Source organism: Sphaerisporangium sp. NPDC005288 (assembly GCF_040607475.1).
GTDB lineage: Bacteria > Actinomycetota > Actinomycetes > Streptosporangiales > Streptosporangiaceae > Sphaerisporangium > Sphaerisporangium rhizosphaerae.
Genome location: NZ_JBEXGT010000019.1, coordinates 1 through 19,153, shown reverse-complemented (window position 1 = coordinate 19,153; position 19,153 = coordinate 1). Strand labels below are relative to the sequence as shown.

Genomic DNA, 19,153 nt, shown 5'->3' with positions numbered 1-19,153 from the left:
CGCTAGGACATCGTCCTGTCCGGTCCCGGCGCGACCTGGACAAAACCGGCGCGATGACCCGCCCGCACTCGCTCTTCCGCTCAGGCCCCCGCCGTTCACGGCCCGGCGCCCACCTGTCCCCTCTGCCCGTACCCCCGTCCATCGTCCGGCCCATCGAGGAGGCCCCATGACGCGGCAGCCCACCCCGTCGCAGACCGTCGGCCCCTTCTACGGCTACGCACTGCCGTTCGCCAAGGGCGAGGACATGGCCCCCACCGGGCATCCCGGCACGGTCACCGTCCACGGCCGGGTGTTCGACGGAGCCGGGTCGCCCGTCCCGGACGCGATGCTGGAGTTCTGGCAGCCCGCCGCCGACGGGTCGCGGGCGGGAGCTCCCGGGTCGCTGCGCCGCGACCAGGTCACCGGCGCCGTCATCGGCCGCACCGGGGTCGACTTCACCGGGTTCGGGCGCGTCGCCACCGACGCCGACGGGCACTACGCGGTGCGCACGCTCCCGCCGGGCGGCGTGCCGTACATCTCGGTGTGCGTCTTCGCCCGCGGCCTGCTGCACCACCTGTTCACCCGCGTCTACCTGCCCGACCTCGCCGACCCCGCCACCGAGCCGCTGCTGGCGTCGTTGCCGCCGGAGCGGCGGGCCACGTTGCTCGCCGTGGCCGAACGCGAGAAGGTCTACGGGTTCGACATCCGCCTGCAGCACGACGGTGTCCACGAGGAGACGGTGTTCCTTGCCTTCGACTGACCGGCCCGGCCCGGACGAACCGGCGACCCGCCCGACCCCGGACGCCACCGCCTCCGCGAAGACACCCGCCCCCGCCGACCCGGCCGCTGACCGGCCTGGCTCCGGCGAACCGCCGAATCGCCCGACGTCGGACGCCGTCGCCTCCGCGAAGTCCTCCGATGCCGCCGACCGGCCAGGCCCCGGCGAACCGGCGGCCCGCCCGACCCCGGGCGCCGCCACCTCCGTGGAGATCCCGTCCGATCCGGTCGGCCCGTCCGCGGCCGCCGGCTCGGATTGGGCGGATGTGGGGTTGCTCGCACCGGTCTGGGCGGGTTCTCAGGTCGAGGCGGCGACCGGGGACGCCGCGTTCGTCCGGGGCATGCTGGACGCCGAGGCGGCGCTCGCCCGCGCCCAGGCGGCGGTCGGGCTGGCCCCCGCCGCCGCGGCAACCGCGGTGACGGCCGCGGCGGCCGAGACGGCACGGTACGACGTCAGGGACCTGGCGTCGCGGGCCCGCTCCGGCGGCAATCCGGTCATCCCGCTGGTGGCCGACCTCACCGCCGCGGTCGCGGCCCGCGACTCGGAGGCCGCCCCGTACGTCCACCGCGGCGCCACCAGCCAGGACATCTGGGACACCGCGCTGATGCTCGTCGCGAGCCGCGCCCTCGAACCGGTGCTGGCCGACCTCGGGCGGACGGTGCGGGCGCTGGCTGAGCTGGCCGTCGCGCACCGCGACACCCCGATGGCGGGCCGCACGCTCACCCAGCACGCGGTGCCGACCACGTTCGGCCTCAAGGCCGCCGGCTGGCTGACCCTGGCCGCCGGCGCCCGCGACCGGCTGGCCGCCGTACGCGCGAGCCTGCCCGCCCAGCTCGGCGGCGCCGCCGGCACCCTGGCCGCCTTCCACGCCTACGCGAGCGTGCGGGCCGGAGCCGCCCATCGGGAGGGTGACGTCGGGGTGCGGCTGCTGGCCGCCTTCGCGGCCGAGACCGGGCTGGCCGAGCCCGTGCTCCCGTGGCACACCTTGCGGGCGCCGATCGCCGACCTCGCGGGGGCGCTGGCGTTCACCGCGGGCGCGCTGGGCAAGATGGCGGCTGACGTGCTCGTCCTGTCGCGCACCGAGGCCGGTGAGGTGGCGGAGGGCCAGGGCGGCGGGTCCTCGGCGATGCCGCACAAGTCCAATCCGGTGCGCGCGGTGCTCATCGCCGCCGCAGCGCGGCAGGTCCCCGCGCTGACCGGCGTGCTGCACGGCTCGCTGGCCGCCGAGGACGAGCGTCCGGCCGGCGCCTGGCACGCCGAGTGGCAGCCGGCGCGCGAAGCGGTCCGCCTGGTCGGCGGGGCCGCCCGGGAAGCCGCGGAGCTGGCCGAGGGGCTCCGGGTCCACCCCCGGCGCATGAGCGACAACCTCGGCATGACCGGCGGCCTGGTGGCGGCCGAGCACCTGAGCATCGCCCTGGCCGCCTCGATCGGCAGGGACCGCGCGAAGCGGGCGGTGACCCGCGCCTCCCGCCGCGCCGCCGAGGAGGGCATCGACCTGGCCGACGCCCTCGCCGCCGAACCGGACGTGGCGACCCTCCTGTCCCGCCATGACGCCCTCGCCGCCGAACCACATGTGGCGGCCGCCCTACCCCACCAGCACGCCTCCGCCTCCAGGCGGGACGCGGCGCCTCCAGGAGATGACGCCGGGCCGTCCAAGGAGAACACCGGTGCACCTGGGGAAGACGGCGGACCGTCCGAGCAGGACCCCGGGGCACCTGGGAACTACGGCAGGCCGCCCGGGGAGACCACTCAGGCACCTCGGGAAGACGGCGGACAACCCGAGCAGAACACCGAAGCACCTGGGGAAGACGGCGAGCCGGCCGGGAAGGACGCCCGGGCACCTGGGGAGGACGGCGGGCCGTTCGAGGAGGACGCCGGGGTTTCCTGGGAGGAGTTGCGGGCGCTCGCCGACCCGGCGGGGTACCTGGGCTCCGCCGGGGCCCTGGTCGACCGGGCCCTGCGCACAATCGAGAGGACGTCATGACCGCCGCCGCGCCGCGCCCGCCGGCCCACCGGGTGGACGGGGCGGACTCGGCGCCGCCGCTGGTCCTCGGGCCCTCGCTGGGCACGAGCCTCGCCGTCTGGGACCCGCAGGTGCCGGTGCTGGCCCGCCACCACCGGGTCGTGCGCTGGGATCTGCCCGGGCACGGCCGCTCCCCCGCCGACCTGCTGCCCAGCACCGCGCCGGGCGCCACCACCGTCGCCGACCTCGCCCGCCTGGTTCTGAACCTGGCCGACGCGCTCGGCCTGGACGCCTTCGCCTACGCCGGCGTCTCGCTGGGCGGGGCCGTCGGCGCGTGGCTGGCCGTCCACCACCCCGAGCGGGTCACCTCGCTCGCCCTGGTGTGCTCCTCGGCCCGGTTCGGCGAACCGGAGAGCTGGCGCGAACGCGCCGCACTGGTGCGGGCCGAGGGCACCGGCCCGGTGGCCGACGTCGCCGCCGCGCGGTGGTTCACCCCGGCGTTCGCAAGGGCGCCGGCGGCCCGGGCGCTGACCGAGGACCTTCGCGCCGCCGACCCGGAGGGCTACGCGGCCTGCTGCGACGCGCTGGCAGCCTACGACCTGCGCGCCGATCTGCCTCGCGTGACCGCGCCCACGCTGGTCGTCGCGGGCCGCGACGACCCCGCCACTCCGCCGCGCCACGCCCGCGAGCTGGCCGACGGCATCCCGGGAGCCTCGCTCACCGAGGTGGGCCACGCCGCCCACCTGGCCGGCGTCGAGCGCCCCGGTCCCGTTCTGGCCGCCCTGCTCGCCCACCTGTCCCCCGCCCCCGGCACCGTTCACGCCCCGGACACCGATCACGCCCTAGAGACCGCTTCCGCCCCAGACGCCGCTTCCGCCGCGGAGGCCGCTTCCGCCCCGGGCGCCGCTTTCGCCGCGGAGGCCGCTTTCGCCGCGGAGGCCGCTTTCGCTCCGGAGGCCGCTTCCGCATCCGCCCCTGCGCCCGCGCCCGTCCCTGCGACCACGCACGCCACGACCGCCACGACCGCCGACCGGAGCGTCGCCGCGCCCGTGGAGCATGCAGGCCCCGTGGACGCCGGGGCGCGGTACGCCGAGGGGATGGCGGTGCGGCGTGCGGTCCTGGGAGACGACCATGTCGACCGGGCCATCGCCCGCACGACGGACTTCACCGCGCCGTTCCAGGACTTCATCACCCGCTACGCCTGGGGGGAGATCTGGACCCGCCCCGGGCTCGACCGGCGTGCCCGCAGCTGCGTGACGCTCACGGCTCTGGTGGCGCGCGGCCACCTGGAGGAGCTGGCCATGCACGTGCGCGCGGCGCTGCGCAACGGTCTCAGCCCGGAGGAGATCCGGGAGGTCCTGCTCCAGACGGCCGTGTACTGCGGCGTCCCCGCCGCCAACAGTGCCTTCGCCGTCGCCGACCGGGTGCTCGGCGAAGAAGCGGGACAGCCTCCGCCCACCACCGGCTGACCAGGCGGGCCGGCCGCCGCGAGAGAACGCCGGCCCGAGGGTCCGCTCCAAAGTCCACCGAAGGCTTGCGGAGCGGACCGGGGCGGCACGCGCCGGCCGTACGTCTCGCCGGTGGACGGCCGGGACCGATGTCCCGCTGGTAGACAGCCGAGACCGGTGCCCCGCCGGTGGACGGCCGGGACCGGTGTCCCGCTGGTGCACGGCCGGGACCGGTGCCCCGCCGGTGGACAGCCGGGACCGGTGCCCCGCCGGTGGACGGCCGGTGGACGGCCGAGAGCAGTGTCCCGCTGGTGGGCGGCTGGGACGGGGGTCGCGCGCGGGTGGTCCCAGTTATGGGGATATAAAGCCCTTCATCCGATATACCGTGCAAATGGCCCGTCGGCGCCATACCCCTTTTGCCGTATTAACCGGCAGTCGACACAGTTGGCCCCATTAATCATCTGTGTTGCCGCCGCAATATGGGGGTAGTTCAGCTATGTGCCGCCATTATGGTGATACAAAGCGCAATTCGCTGCCTTAACTAATTGGGGGGTAGTTAGGTGATTATCTCACCTGAGAACAGGCGGTCCTTGATGCGAAGGATCAACGGCCGGTCCCTGTCCGTGTACATCGGCGCGGCGATGACGGCCGGGGTGCTCATGGCGCCGGCGCTTCCCGCGCAGGCCGACTCGCACCCCGGCACCTCCGAGGACGGCTCCCAGGTCGACTTCGCGTTCCCGTCGGCGCCCGAGGGCGGAGGCGGAGGCGAGGTTCCCGAGAAGAAGCCCAGAAAGGAAGCCCGCAAGCACTACGTCAAGCGCCCGCACAAGCACTACAAGCATCACGCCTACAAGCCCGAGCACGGCAAGACCGACGTCTACGACGTGTACGGCGGGGGCGGCGGCGGAGGCGGCGGCCGCGGGCACCACGGCCACCACCGGCACTACCACAACGGTCATTTCGCCGATGACATCTACCACACGCGGCACATGCGCCGGTTCCACAGCTTCAACGAGGCACGCGAGTCGCTCCGGCGAGACGCGAGGGACTGGTTCCGCCACAAGCCGGAGAAGGCGCACTCGCACGAGGTCCACGTCAAGCACGAGAAGCCCGTCGCGAAGAAGGACGCCGCGCGGAGGGTCGAATAGGGTCCACAGGGACAAGCCCGGGGACACGCCCGGCATCCGGGAACCGGCCGGGCCCACGAGGCCCGGCCGGGCCCCGGCCACCGCGCGGCCGAGGGTCCGGGCGCGGGGCACCGTGAGGGCCTCGTCGCCCACGGCCGGGCGGGCATCACGTCGCGACCGCGTTCACGTCGCGACCGCCTTCATGTCCCGACCGCCTTCATGTCCCGACCTGCACGTCCCGGCACCGTCCACGTCGCGGCGCCGTCCACGTCGCGGCGCCGTCCACGTCGCGGCCTTCACGTCCCGGCACCGTCCACGTCCCGGCCGGTCCGCCATGGTGGACCGGCCGGGGGCCGGGCCGGGCGCCGGGGCGTCACGTTCCCATGCCGGGGTCATGGTGACGGCGGCGGGTGACCGAGCAGGACATCCGGGTCAGTGACCCAGGTGGGAGATGCGGTCCTTGAACAGGGTCGTGGCGATGGCCGCCTTGTTGGGCTGGCCGCGCAGGAACGCCTGGGCGAACTTCTTGGCCTGCTGGTACTCCACCTTGCCGGGCATGGGCGGCTCGTTCGGGTCGACGTCGACGTCGAGCAGCGCCGGCCCCGGGTGGGCGAGCGCCTCGGCCACCGCGCCGGCGAGCTCGCCGGGGTCGGTGACCTTGCGGCCGTATCCGCCGCACGAGCGCGCCCACCCTGAGAAGTCCGAGGCCGGGGCGCCGAAGCGGACGCCGTGCTCGGGGAACCCGAGGACCATCTGCTCCCACAGGATCTGCCCCAGCGAGCCGTTGTTGTTGACCACGACGGTGATCGGCAGCCCGTACCGCGCTGCGGTGAGGAACTCGGCCATGAGCATCGCGAAGCCGCCGTCGCCCACGAAGGCGATCACCTGCCTGTCCGGATGGGCGTGCTGCATCGCGATGGCGTACGGCAGCCCGGGGGCCATCGAGGCGAGATTGCCCGACAGGTAGAAGCCGCGGTCGCCGCGAATGGTCCAGTGCCGCGCCGCCCAGGTGGCGATGGTGCCCGAGTCGCAGGTCAGGATCGCGTCGTCGGACGCGGCGCGGTCGACGCACGCCACGAGGTACTGCGGGGCGATCGGGTCGCGGCCGGGCGACTCCAGGTCGGCCATCCGCCGCCGCCAGCCGTCCATGGCCTTCTGGTACTTCTCCAGGTGGCCGCGGTCGTGCTTGCGGGTCAGCAGGGGCAGCAGCGCGGCGAGCCCCTCCTTGGCGTCCCCGATCATCGGCACCTCGGTGGGCAGCCGCGCGCCGGCCCGCGCCGGGTCGGCCTCCAGCTGCACCACGCGCACCTTGCCGGGTTCGGGAAGGTGCTTGGTGTAGGGGAAGTTCGTCCCGACCATGAGCAGGGTGTCGCAGTCCTCGACGAGGTCCTCGCCGGGCCGCGTGCCGAGCAGCCCGATGCCGCCGACCGCGTACGGGGAGTCGTCGGGGATGACGGCCTTGCCGGGCAGGGTCTTGATCACCGGTGCGCCGAGGACGTCGGCGACGGCCAGCACCTCCCGGCGGGCGTGCAGGGCCCCCGCTCCGGCCAGGATCGCCACCCGCTCCCCCGCGTCAAGCACCTCGGCCGCGGCCCGCAGGTCCTCGGCGCGGGGCACGCCCGGAGGGGCGAGGTAGATCGGCGCGGTGCGAGGCGGGGCGCCCGGGCCCATGTGCTGGTAGGGGTCGGCGTCGGCGTCGGCGACCTGGACGTCGTTGGGCACGGTCAGGTGGGCGACCCCGCGCCGGGCGTAGGCGGTGCGGATCGCGAGGTCGACCACCCCCGGGAGCTGGGCGGGGTTGTCGACGACGAGGTTGTACTCGGCGACGTCGGCGAACACCTGGTCCAGGCGCACCTCCTGCTGGTAGGCGGTGCCGAGGACGCTGGTCTCCTGCATGCCGGTGATGGCCAGGACCGGCTGGTGGTCCAGCTTGGCGTCGTACAGTCCGTTGAGCAGGTGGATGCCGCCGGGCCCGGAGGTCGCCAGGCACACCCCGATGCGGCCGGTGGACTTCGCATGGCCGACCGCCATGAACGCGGCCGCCTCCTCGTGGTGGACCAGGACGAACTTGATCCGGTCGGCGTGCCGGCGCAGCCCTTCCATGATGCCGTTGATGCCGTCGCCGGGCAGGCCGTACACCGTGTCGACTCCCCAGGCGATCAGCCGTTGGATGAGTACTTCCGAGGCGATCTGCGTCATACCTCGCGGGATGCCCACTATGGGGGCGCTAAACAATGCGGCGCCATTTCATGACCCACGTTTCACCGCGGCGGGGCTCAGGGAGAGGTGGAAGGTCACCGGGGTGAGCAGGACTTCGTGCCGGCCGGGGAGCGCGGGGCCGCACGACGCCGAGCCGATGCCCCGCTGGGCCAGGTCGACGTGCAGGTACAGCACGTCCTCCGGCTCCAGGGACCCCTGGTGCGCGGTGCCCGCCAGGCGCCGCGGCGAGAAGCGGGTCGCGGTGAACCCGAAGCGCGGCTCGCCCGACACCCGGATCCCGCCCTCGGGGCCGCGGGGCTCCACCCAGGCGACGTCGAGCCGCTGCCCGTTCTCCTGGGGCCGGGCGTAGGGGGTGTGCAGGTCGGCGACCGCGGCGGTGTACCTGCCGAACCGGGAGGCCGCCCGGGTGTCGGCGTACGCCTCGCCGGGCCCGCCGCCGAGCCAGGTCACCGAGTCCAGCGCGGCGGGCAGCTCGAAGGTCCAGCCCAGCCGGGCGACGGGGAACGCCCACGCGCCCTGCGGGGTGAGGCTGATCGAGGCGGAGAGCGTGTCCCCGGCGGCGCGCCACCGGTAGCGGGCCAGGACCCCGTCGCGGAGCCCGGCCGCCGCGGTCCTGACGGTGAAGACGACGCCGCCGGGTTCCTCCTGGGCGGAGACGAGCCGGTGGGTGAGCCGGTGCAGGCCGAGCGCCTCCCACATGGCCGCGGTGGTCGCCCCCTCAGGCCGGTGGCCGAGCCGGTCGTTGTCGGTGGGCGCGCGCCACAGCTCCAGCCGGGGGCCGGCGACGGGCATGCCCGCCAGTTCGCGCAGCTCGCCCCGGGTCAGGTCGAAGACGGCGGACCTGAGCCGCAGCAGTCCGCCGGCCTCGCGGACGGGCCGCGCACCGGCGGGGGTCACGGCGGCCGGGCCGGTGGGGACGGGCTCGGGCGAGGGGGCCGGGGCGGGGGCGGGAAGGGGGAGCTGGGTGCGGGCGACCACATGGCCGGCAGGGGCCCAGGAGGTGGCGGCGGACAGCCGGGCGGTCACGGTCAGGAAGCGGTCATCCGAGCCCGCGAGGGCCGCCGCCTCCTCGGGCACGTCGAGTTCGGCGCTCTGCCACGGCGCGAGGTCGGGCACGGCGAGCGTCCCCTTGCCCGCCTCGACGCCGCCGGCCTCGACCGTCCAGCCGAACTCCAGGTGGGACAGGCCGATGTGGTCCTGGACGTTGCGCACCCGCAGCCGTCCCGGCCCGGCGGCCTCCACGCGCACGGGCTCGATGACCTTGGCGTACTCCACCATGCCCGGCGAGGGCGTCCGGTCGGCGAACATCAGCCCGTCGCACACGAAGTTGCCGTCGTGCGGCGACTCGCCGAAGTCCCCGCCGTAGGCGAAGATCGGCCTCCCCCGGTCGTCGGCGGCGGCCAGGCCATGGTCGATGTACTCCCACACGAACCCGCCCATGCACCGGTCACTGGACTCCATCAGCTCGCGGTACGCGAGCAGCCCGCCCGGGCCGTTGCCCATGGCGTGCGCGTACTCGCACAACAGGTACGGTTTGCCGCGCCGGGCGGCGTCCTGGGCGGGGTCGGGCAGCGGCGGCTCGGACCGGGCGGCGACGGCGGCGACCGCCTCGGTGGTGGGGTACATCTGCGACCACACGTCACTGCAGCGGGTCTCCTGGTCCCCCTCGTAGTGGACGGGCCTCGACGGGTCGGCCCGCTTGGCGAAGTCGTACATGGCCGCCAGGCCGGCGCCCGTCCCGGCCTCGTTGCCGAGCGACCATATGACGACGCTCGGATGGTCGCGGTCGCGGGCCACCATGCGGCGCATGCGGTCGACCAGCGCGTCGCGCCACATCGGCTCGGCCGACGGGTTGCCCTGCCAGCCCCCGGCCTCGAAGCCGTGGGTCTCCAGGTCGCACTCGTCGATCACGTACAGCCCGTGGCGGTCGCACAGGTCCAGGAAGTGCGGATGCGGCGGATAGTGCGAGGTGCGCACGGCGTTGACGTTGTGCCGTTTGAGGATGAGCACGTCGTCGAGCATGTCCTGGAAGGTGAGCGCGCGCCCGCGCTCGGGGTGGAACTCGTGCCGGTTGACCCCGCGCAGCAGCACCTCGCGGCCGTTCACCGTGAAGACCCCGCCGTCGACGCCGACGCGGCGGAAGCCGACCGCGACCGCCACCCGCCCGGTCTCGGTGGCGACCACCGCCTCGTACAGCCGCGGCGCCTCGGCGCTCCACGGTTCGACGGGGCCGGCCGGGAGGTCCTCGCCGGTGCGGCCGGACAGGCCGAGTTCGGCGATCTCCACCGTGGCGGGCACGTCGCACTCCACGCGCAGCAGCCCGTGGCCGGTGCCCGGCTCGTAGTCGGCGTGCACCACGACGTCCGACGGAGCCCCGGCGGGCAGCAGTTCGAGGGCGACCGAGCGGAAGATGCCGGAAAGCCACCACATGTCCTGGTCTTCCAGGTAGCTGGCCGCCGACCACTGGTGCACGCGCACGGCCACGACGTTGTCGCCCTCACGGACGTGGGCGGTGACGTCGAACTCCGCGGGCAGCCGGGACCCGACGACCAGGCCCAGCGGGCCGCCGTTCAGCCACACCGCGGCCGTGGAGTCGACGCCCTCGAAGCGCAGCACGACCCGCCCGCCGGCGGCGACGGCGCCGAGCCAGTCCGCGCCGAGCCGGAACCGCCGCCGGTAGGAGCCGGTGGGGTTGTCGCCGGGCACGTGCGGCGGGTCCACGGGAAAGGGGTACTGGATGTTGGTGTACCAGGGGCGGGCGTAGCCGTGGAGCTGCCAGTGGGCGGGCACGGGCAGCTCGTCCCAGCCGCCGTCGTCGAAGCCCGGATCGGCGAACCCGGGCGGCGCCTCGCCGGGCCGTGCGGCCCAGTGGAACCGCCAGGGGCCGTCGAGGCCCAGGCGCGGGCCCGGGCAGGCCGGCGCGGTACGCGGGGCCCGGGTGCCGACCGGCGGCCCGGTCCAGGTCAGGTAGGGGGGCGTACCCTCGGGTGACAGATCATCGGAGATCAGGGCGGGCAGGTCGCTCGTCACTGTTGGTCCTCTGGTCGTCGGTCGTCGGCGTGGATGAACCGGTGCACCACGACGCTAACGCCCCGCCTCTCCCCCGCGACACCACCCCGACGGCATGATCACCCCTCAGCCGGGCTCGGGAGTGAGGTGGGCGAGGGCCGTCTCGGCCTGGCGCAGGAACAGCACCGCGCCCTGGGCGCCGGCCACGACCATCGCCTGGCGCAGCGGCCGCGACGCCTCCTCCACGGGGCGGCCGCAGGCGTGGAGCGCCAGTGCCCGCAGGTGCAGGTTCCTGGCCTGGAAGGCGCGCTCCCCGGTCTCGGCGGCGATCTCCTCGGCCTGGTCCAGCCGCGCCAGCGCGTCGGCGGCACGCCCGCGCCGCAGCTCCTGCTCGGCCAGCATGCCGAGGAAGCAGGGCCGGTTGAGCGCGGTGCCGGTGCGCGACAGCTCGTCCAGGCCGTACTTCAGGCGCGTGATGCCCTCCTCGGCGTCCGCGGGTTCGGCGAGCTCGGCCTCCGCCCACCCGGCCAGGATGGTGCCCATCACGCTGATCGGGGTGATGGAGTAGCGGCTGACCCGGTCGAGGGCGGCGGTGGCGTGCCGCCAGGTCAGGTGGGCGTCCCCGCGCAGCCAGGCGAGCCGCGCGGCGAAGATCGACGTGAGGCCCTCGGGCACCGGGCTGTCCAGGGCGGCGGCCCGCTCGCGCGCCTCCTGGTCCAGGAGGTCGGCCTCGGCGTCGTCCCCGCGCAGCGCGGCCGACAGCGCGGCGATGGACCGGCCGTGAACGCGCGGGTCGTTGAACCGCAGGACGGCCGCCACCTCCCCCGCGCGGTCGGCCAGGCCGACGCTGGAGGCCAGCAGCTTGCTCGCCAGGTGCTGGTCCCCGCGGAAGAAGGTGATCATGCCCCGGCCGTGCACGGCGGCGAGCGCGGCCAGCGCGTCCTCGGTGTGCTCGGCGAGGCTGAGGGCGACGCGTTCGGCCTCGTCCAGCCGGCCGCCGTTGATCGCCGCCACGCACAGTCCCCAGGCGGCCGGCACCCACTGCGCGCTCGGCAGCGCGCTGCGCGCGGTCAGGTCGCGGGCGCGCAGGAACGCCGCGCGGGCCGGCTCGCTGGCGTACCCGTGCCGGCGGGCGAGCAGCGCGCCGAGGCGCACCTGGATGCGCAGTTCCTGGTCGACGCGCTCCTGCTCGCCGGGCAGCGCCCGCGCCAGCAGCAGGGCGCGTTGCAGCAGCGTCTCGGCGTGCTCGTGGGCGAGGGAGCTCTGCGCGCGCCGCGCCGCGGCGAAGACGTGCGGAAGCGCGACCGCGGGGCCGGTCACCGGCCACGCCTCCCACAGGTGGTGGGCGATCTCGTCGACGTCCGCGCCGGACCGCAGCAGCGCGAGCCCGATCTTCTCGTGCAGCCGCGCCCGCCTCACCTGGCCGAGCTCGGCGTACACGGCCTCCCTGACCAGAGGGTGGGCGAAGCGGTAGCGGCCGACGGCGGAGGGGTCCTCCACGAGCAGGCCGGTGACGACGGCGCTCTCCAGGCTCTCCAGCAGGCGCTCCTCGTCCAGCCCGGTGACGGTGGCGAGCGGCGCCATGCCGAACTCCTGCCCGGCGACGGCGGCGATCGACAGCGTCTCCCGCGCGGAGTCGGGCAGCCGGTGCCGGCGGCGGCGGATGACGTCCCGCACCCCCGCCGGGATCTCGCGCTCCAGCCGGGTGCGGATGTCCTGGTCGCTAAGGGCGCGTTCGCTGCGCAGCATGCGGGTGAGCTCGGTGACGAAGAACGGGTTGCCGCCGGTGCGCTCGTGCAGGACGGCCGGCAGCTCGGAGGGGACGGCGCCCTCGGTGCAGTTCTTCACCAGCATGGCGACGTCGTCCACGTCCAGCGGGCCGAGCTGCAGCCTGCGCGTGCGCCGCTCCCTGACCAGGGACGCCAGCAGGTCGGCGACCGGCGGGTCGTGCCGGTCGTCGCGCAGCGTGGCCACCAGCAGCACCGGCGAGCGCCACAACTCGGCGGCGAGGTAGGCGGTGAGCTGGATCGAGGGCGGGTCGGCCCAGTGCAGGTCCTCGAACACCAGCGTGAGCGGCCGCAGGGCGGCCAGCCGGACCACGACGCGGGCGATGGCGTCGTAGATGGGGACGCGGATGTGCTCGGCGGAAAGGCCCCGCAGGTGCGGGTCGGCGGGGACGGGCGCCTCCAGCAGCGCCGGGATCAGCGGGGCGAGCAGCGTGGCGTGCGGGCGGGCCGCCTCGGCGAACGCCTCGGGCAGCTCCTCCGCCAGCCGCCTGAGCAGTTGCACCCCCAGCCAGTACGGGGGCGTCGCCGCGTCCTCGACGGCGCGGCTCCACACGACGAGGGATCCGTGGGTGTCCGCCCGTTCGGCGACCGCCTCGGCCAGCCGGGTCTTGCCGATGCCCGGCTCGCCGACCAGCAGCAGCGTGCGTCCTTCCCCGTCGAGCGCGCCCTTGAGGTCGGATTCGGCCAGGCTCAGCTCCAGGCCGCGGCCGATGAGCTGTTCCGCGGGCGGGGCGGCGACGCGTTCGGGCAGGGTCACCGGGGCGAGGACGGGGACCTCGGGGTCCAGGGAGGCGGACTGGCTGAGGATCTCGTCGAACCGGCGGCGCAGCGCCGGGCCGGGATCGATGCCGAACTGGTCCGCCAGCGCCAGCCGCACCTGGTGGAAGGCGTCCAGGGCCTCCGACTGGCGCCCGGCCCGGTAGAGGGCCAGCATGCGCAGCGCCACGAGGCTCTCGCGCAGCGGGTGGTCGGCGGTCAGCCTCTCCAGGGCCTCCAGCACCTCGTGGTGCAGCCCGAGGGCCAGCAGGCTCTCGGCGTGCGTCTCCATCGCGATCAGGCGCAGGTCGCCCAGCCGCTCGCCCTCCTGGCGGGCGAAGGCGTACTCGGCGAGGTTCTCGTACGGCGTGCCCCGCCACAGGGCGAGCGCCCCTTCCAGAACGGTTCGGGCGTCCCAGGGCCGGCTCCTGCCCAGCAGCTTCCTGCCCTGCCTGACGGCGTCCTCGAAGACCAGCGCGTCGAGCTGTTCGCGGGCGACGGCCAGCATGTACCCGGGCGGCTGGGTGAGGATGACGCGGGGAGGCTCGCGGGGCACCCTGGACGGCTCGACGATGGTGCGCAGGTTGGACACGTACGCCTGCACGGTGCCGGTCGCGGTCGGAGGCGGCGAGCACTCCCACAGCTCTTCGATGATGCGGTCGAGGGACATCACCTGGCCCGCGCGGGTGAGGAGCACCGCGAGGACGGCCCGCTGTTTCCGGGGACCGAGCGGCACCGGCCGGCCCTCCTCGGAGACCTCGAGCTGTCCAAGGACACGGAACTCCATCGAACCCCCTTGACCGGCCTTATCCGTTCACGTCATGCATAGGCCGTCCGCGCCGCCGGGACAAGCGGATATACGGTCATCGATCCGGCACGGCTCCGTTCATGGCATCACGGCCGCCATGGCACCACGATCCCGACGAACGGCACTAATCACTTACTAAAAATTTCAAGCGTCCTACAAGGCCCGCCCAGCAGGCTCGGGAGCCGGCGCACCAAGCGCCCCTCGGGGGGAACACGGGGATGACCGACACTACGGAGGAAGGCTGTGAGCGGGGCACAGATGCAGATGACCCGGATCGCGGGGGGCGAACCGGAGTCGTCGCTGCGAGCCGGGGAAAGCTCGTTGCACACCGACGGCGACCTGCGCACCGGCCGCCGATGGTTCGAGGCGGCCTACCGGGCCGCGCAACGCCGCGGCGACGGGGACGCGATGGCCCGCGCCGCGCTCGGGCTCGGCGGCCTCTGGGTGCACGAGCACCGCACGGCCGCCGACGCGGCGAACGTCCGGGTGCGCCAGCGGCACGCGCTGGCGCTCGCCGACCCGGCCTCCTCGCCCGCGCTGCGGCTGCGGGCCAGGCTGACCGGCGAGGACGACTACCGCACCGGCGGGCACGCCGCGATCCTCACCGTCGTCGCGCAGGCCAGGCAGGCGGGCGACCCGGTGGCGCTCGCCGAGGCGCTGAGCCTGGCCCACCACTGCGTCCTCGGCCCCGGCCACGAGGCGCTGCGGCGGCGCCTGGCCCAGGAGCTGATCGAGGTCGCCTCGGTCACCGGCCGGCACGGGGACCTGCTGATGGGACTGCTATGGCGCACGGTGGACGCCTTCGCCGAGGCCGACCCGCACGTCGAGCGGCGCCTGCGGGAGCTGCGCGCCCTGCTCGAACAGCACGACCACCTGGCCGTCTCGTTCGTGGTCAGGGCGATGGAGGTGATGCTGAGCATCCGCGCCGGCCGGTTCGCCGAGGCCGAGACCCTCGCCGCCGCGTGCGCGGCCCGGGGCGCCGAGGCCGGTGACATCGACGCGCTGGGCTGGCACCGGGCGCAGCTCGGCACCATCCGCTGGTACCAGGGCCGGGCGGCCGAGCTGGTCGGGGTGCTGACGGACCTGGCCGGCTCGCCTGAGCTGAGCGCGATGGACAACTCCACGTTCGCGGGCCTCGCGGTCGCGGCCGCCTCGGCGGGCGACCGGCACCTCGCGGCCGCCATGCTCGCCCGCCTGTGCGGCCAGGACCTGGCCGACCTGCCGCGCTCCAGCAGCTGGCTGATGGCCATGTACGGGGTCGTCGAGGCGGCGCACCTGCTCGCCGACACCCGGCTGTCCGCCCAGGCGTACACCCTGCTGGCGCCGTTCGCCCACCTGCCGGTGGTCGTCAGCCTGGGAGCGGCCTGCCTCGGGTCGGTGCACCACTGCCTCGGAGTCGCCTCGCTCACCGTCGGCGACCTCGACCGGGCCGTGGAGCACCTGCGGGCCGCCGTCCAGGGCAACCTGGCCATCGGGCACCGGCCGGCGGTCGTGCTGTCCCGGGCGCGGCTCGGGCAGGCGTTCGCGCTGCGCCACGGGCCCCGTGACGAGGCCGCGCGCCGGCAGCTCGCCCTGGCCGCCCAGGAAGCGGCCGCGCTCGGCATGAGCGTGCCCGGCGGCGGGCCCGGCACGGCCGCCCGTCCCTCCGCCGGCGGGCGGCGCGCGACGGGCGCGGTGTGCCGGCGGCGCGGTGAGCAGTGGCTGGTCGAGCTCGGCGGCCGGACCGCGGTCGTGGACCACGGCGTCGGCATGAGTCACCTGGCCGTCCTGATCGCGAACCCGGGCTACGAGGTCCCCGCCGTCGACCTGGCCGCGGGCCCCCGTTCCCGGGACGCCGGCACGGCCTGGTCGTCCGGCCAGCCGGTGCTGGACGAGGCGGCCAGGCGCACCTACAAGGAGCGCCTGTCACGCCTTGAGGCGGAGATCGAGGAGCACGAGGCGATGAACGACCACGAGCGCGCCGCCGCCTCGCGCGCCGAGCGCGACTGGCTGGTCGCCGAGCTCGCCTCCGCCGCCGGCCTGGCCGGCCGGGCCCGCGAGTTCGCCGGTGGCGAGGAACGCGCCCGGATCGCCGTCGGCAAGGCCATCCGCCGCGCCCTCAACCGCATCACCGAGGCCGACCCCGTCCTCGGCGGCCAGCTCCGCGCCACCGTCCACACCGGCCTTCTCTGCTCCTACAACCCCGGATAGCCGCGCGTCCGCGCACCTCAAAGGGCCGGTCCCCTCCAGGGACCGGCCCTTTCCGCGCCTCGCCCCTCCCCCCGCCCGCCGTCTCGTGGCGGGCGGGGGGACGGGGCGACGGTCAGCGGGTGAGGAGGGCCGAGGGCTCGGCGCGCAGGGAGCGCGGGCCCAGCCGGAGCGCGGCGGTGAACGCCTCGCCCACGGCGCGGGCCGCGGCCGCCGGGACCTGGTCTGGCCGGTGGGCCAGGCGCACCTCGCAGCCGCCGCCGTCGTCCGGCCACACCCCGGTGACCAGGTCGCAGGTGGCGTCCACGGCCTCGGGACGGCGGAACTCGGCGGCGCACCCGGCCAGCCGCAGCCTCGGCTGCCGGTCGTGCAGGCTGAACATGACCCGGTACAGCGGGTTCGACATGCCTTCCCGCACCGGGTTGACCAGCTCCACGACCTCGCTGAACGGCACGTCGGCCGCGGCGAGCGCGGCCCCGGCGGCGTCCCTGGCCTGCCCGATCAGCGTGCCCGCGTCGCCCGCGAGACCGGGGCGCAGCCGCACGCAGACCGTGTCGATCAGGCAGGTCAGGGCGTCCTTGAGCACCGGCCCACCGCGCCGCGCCACCGGGGTGCCGACGGTCAGATCGCCCTCGCCGGTGACCCGGTACAGGACGTCGGCGTACGCGGCGAGCAGCACCGCGAACCTGGTGGTGCCGTGGGCGCGGGCGGCGCGGTCCCACACGGCCAGTTCCTCGGCGGTGACCCGCCAGGACAGCCCGCCCCGCCCGCCCCGTCCGTCCGAGGCGGCCGAACCGCCCGGCATGCCCCATCCGTCCTGGGCGATCGGACGCCCGCCCGTCGGCGGGCGCTCGTCCGCGAGCAGGTCGAAGGCCACGGGGACCCGCGGCGCCGCCGGCCGGGGCAGGCCGCGCAGGGCCGAGCGCCAGTACTCGCGCTGGACCGCCAGGTCCGCCTGCCGGAGCTGCCGCCGGTACTCGGTGACCACCTCCGCCAGCGTCGGAGCGGCGCCCCGCCCCGAAGGCCGGTCCACGCCGGATCGCCCGTCCCCGGGCCGGGCGCCCTGAGACGGTTCCCCGTCGGCGTGCCCGTCCCCTGAGCGGCCGACTTCGGACGGGTCCGCGCCGGGCCGTCCGTGCTCGCCGAGCCGGGAGCGGTAGGCGGCCGACAGGTCGGCGCACAGGACCTCCTGCGACCATTCGTCGAAGGCGACGTGGTGCACCGCCAGCCCGAACAGCGTGCGCCCGGAGCCGGCGGCGCGCACCAGCCCCGCGCGCCACACCTCGCCCTCCGCCAGGTCCAGGGGGCGGGAGAGCGCCGCGTCCAGCGCCCGCCAGGCCGCCTCCTCGTACAGCTCGTCGGGCAGCACCCGCCACTCCGTGGACGCCGCGCCGGTCACGACCGCCACCGCGTCGTCGTCGAAGACGTACCGCGCGCGCAGCGCCTCGTGCCGTGCGGTCACGTCCCGCACCGCGCCCGCGAGGGCCCGCTCGTCCACCGGCCCGTCCAGCCACCACGCCATCCGGCACAGGCCGGACACGTCGCCGGGGTCGATGAGGTGCCTGAGCAGGAAGCCGACCTGCATCGGCATCAGCGGCACGCGCGCCGGGTCCACCGCCTCCTCGGGGACGTCCTCGGCCGCCGCGGCGACGGGCCGCTCCAGCCACCCGGCGAGCGCGTCCACCTCGGGGGTGCGGAACAGCTGCGATATCGGCACGGCCGTGCCGAACCGAGCCTCCACCCGCGTGCACAGCCGCATCGCGTCCAGCGAGTCGCCGCCCAGGGCGAAGAACGGGACGTCCCCCGGCACGTGCGCGACCCCGAGCACCTCGGCGTACACGGCGGCCAGCTCGGCACGCAGGGACCCCTGCCCGGCGACGCCCGCCGCCGCCTCCGGCGCGCCGCCCCCGGCCGGCGGGCCCGGGCGGGGGACGGCGGAGGTCATGGCCAGCAGGGCCGGCTGGTCCAGCTTGCCGGTCGGGGTGAGCGGGATGTGCCGCACCTCGCGCACCTCGTCCGGCACCAGGTAGCCGGGCAGCCGGCGGCGCAGCAGCGCCGTCAGGCCCGCGGGGTCGACGCCCGCGCCGGCCGCGGAGCGGTAGAACAGGACCAGGCGGCGGAAGGTCCCGTCCTCCTCGACCGGCACGGCGGCGCACCAGCCCACCCCGGCCACCTCGCCGGCGGCGCGCTCGATCTCGCCCGGCTCGATCCGGTTGCCGCGGATCTTCACCTGGCGGTCCGCACGGCCGGCGAAGTGCAGCAGGCCCGTGTCGGACCAGTGGCCGAGGTCGCCGGTGCGGTAGACCCGCGTGGGGACGCCGTCGAGGTCCACGGTGGTGAACCTGCGCGAGGTCAGCCCGGGGTCGCCGAGGTACTCCACCGCCAGGCCGTCGCCGGCGATGCAGATCTCCCCCCGCTCCCCCACCGCGCAGGGGCGGTCGTCGCCGGAGAGGACGTGCACCGCGGTGTTGGCCACAGGACGGCCGATCGGCACCTGCGTGTGCGCGCCGAGGTCGTCCAGGGTGATCGGGTGCGTCGTGGCGAAGATCGTGCTCTCGACCGGCCCGTACGCGTTGACCAGCCGGATCCCGGGATGGCGCGTGAGGAAGCGCCGGACGTGCGAGACCGACAGGCGCTCCCCGCCGGTCATCACCTGCCGCACTCCCTCGAACGCCGCCGGGTCCTCATCGACGTACAGGTTGAACAGCGAGGCGGTCAGCCACAGGGTGTCGACGCCGTGGCGGGCGACCATCTCGCGCAGCCGCCCGGGCAGCAGATGCTCGCCGTGGACGAGCACCGAGGTCCCGCCGTTCATCAGCGTGCTCCACAGCTCCAGGTTGAAGGCGTCCCACGGCAGCGGGGCGGCCTGGGGCATCACCGTGTGCGCGCCGAAGTCGGCGAACGCGCAGTCCTGGAACAGGCGGACGGTGCCGCGGTGCGGTGACACGACGCCTTTGGGGGCGCCGGTCGTGCCGGAGGTGAAGAAGATGGACGCGGGCGCGTCCCCCGCCACGGCGACCGGCTCGTGCGCCCGCGCCGTGGCGGCCACCTCCGCCAGGTCGGCCGCCGGGGGCGACCACACCGGCACCGG

At 75.3% G+C, this 19,153-nt stretch carries 9 protein-coding genes; 5 read left to right on the top strand and 4 right to left on the bottom strand.

Going from position 1 to position 19,153, the window contains the following annotated elements; all coding sequences use genetic code 11:
- Positions 1-166: 166 nt before the first annotated feature.
- The 4 genes from pcaG (at position 167) to ABZU32_RS19095 (ending at position 5,316) form a co-directional block, all read left to right on the top strand.
- The gene (gene pcaG / locus ABZU32_RS19110) at positions 167-739 is read left to right on the top strand and encodes a protocatechuate 3,4-dioxygenase subunit alpha (protein ID WP_354923842.1); all 573 of its coding nucleotides are present in this window, start codon (positions 167-169) and stop codon (positions 737-739) included.
- A complete protein-coding gene (gene pcaB, locus ABZU32_RS19105) occupies positions 726-2,741 on the top strand; it encodes a 3-carboxy-cis,cis-muconate cycloisomerase (protein ID WP_354923840.1) in 2,016 nt (671 codons plus the stop codon). Before pcaG ends, pcaB begins: the two co-directional genes overlap by 14 nt.
- Positions 2,738-4,189, top strand: coding sequence for a 3-oxoadipate enol-lactonase (pcaD, locus tag ABZU32_RS19100; protein ID WP_354923838.1), 1,452 nt, complete (start codon positions 2,738-2,740; stop codon positions 4,187-4,189). Before pcaB ends, pcaD begins: the two co-directional genes overlap by 4 nt.
- 572 nt (positions 4,190-4,761) lie before the next feature.
- Entirely contained in the window at positions 4,762-5,316 is a 555-nt protein-coding gene (locus ABZU32_RS19095) for a hypothetical protein (RefSeq protein ID WP_354923836.1), read from the top strand.
- A gap of 411 nt (positions 5,317-5,727) precedes the next feature.
- On the opposite strand, the gene ABZU32_RS19090 is transcribed toward ABZU32_RS19095, so the two are convergent.
- From ABZU32_RS19090 to ABZU32_RS19080, 3 genes are all read right to left on the bottom strand, one after another.
- Complete coding sequence (locus ABZU32_RS19090; RefSeq protein WP_354923834.1) at positions 5,728-7,494, bottom strand: thiamine pyrophosphate-dependent enzyme; 1,767 nt, start codon at positions 7,492-7,494, stop codon at positions 5,728-5,730.
- 48 nt (positions 7,495-7,542) lie between these two features.
- Entirely contained in the window at positions 7,543-10,545 is a 3,003-nt protein-coding gene (locus tag ABZU32_RS19085) for a glycoside hydrolase family 2 TIM barrel-domain containing protein (RefSeq protein WP_354923833.1), read from the bottom strand.
- Positions 10,546-10,650: 105 nt separating this feature from the next.
- A complete protein-coding gene (locus ABZU32_RS19080; protein ID WP_354923831.1) occupies positions 10,651-13,854 on the bottom strand; it encodes a BTAD domain-containing putative transcriptional regulator in 3,204 nt (1,067 codons plus the stop codon).
- A 264-nt stretch (positions 13,855-14,118) separates the two neighbouring features.
- Between ABZU32_RS19080 and ABZU32_RS19075 the strand changes: the two genes are divergently transcribed.
- The gene (locus ABZU32_RS19075; protein ID WP_354923829.1) at positions 14,119-16,065 is read left to right on the top strand and encodes a hypothetical protein; all 1,947 of its coding nucleotides are present in this window, start codon (positions 14,119-14,121) and stop codon (positions 16,063-16,065) included.
- Positions 16,066-16,177: 112 nt separating this feature from the next.
- Here ABZU32_RS19075 and ABZU32_RS19070 read toward each other — a convergent pair.
- The coding region (locus ABZU32_RS19070; RefSeq protein ID WP_354923827.1) for an AMP-binding protein at positions 16,178-19,153 on the bottom strand (2,976 nt) is incomplete at its 5' end.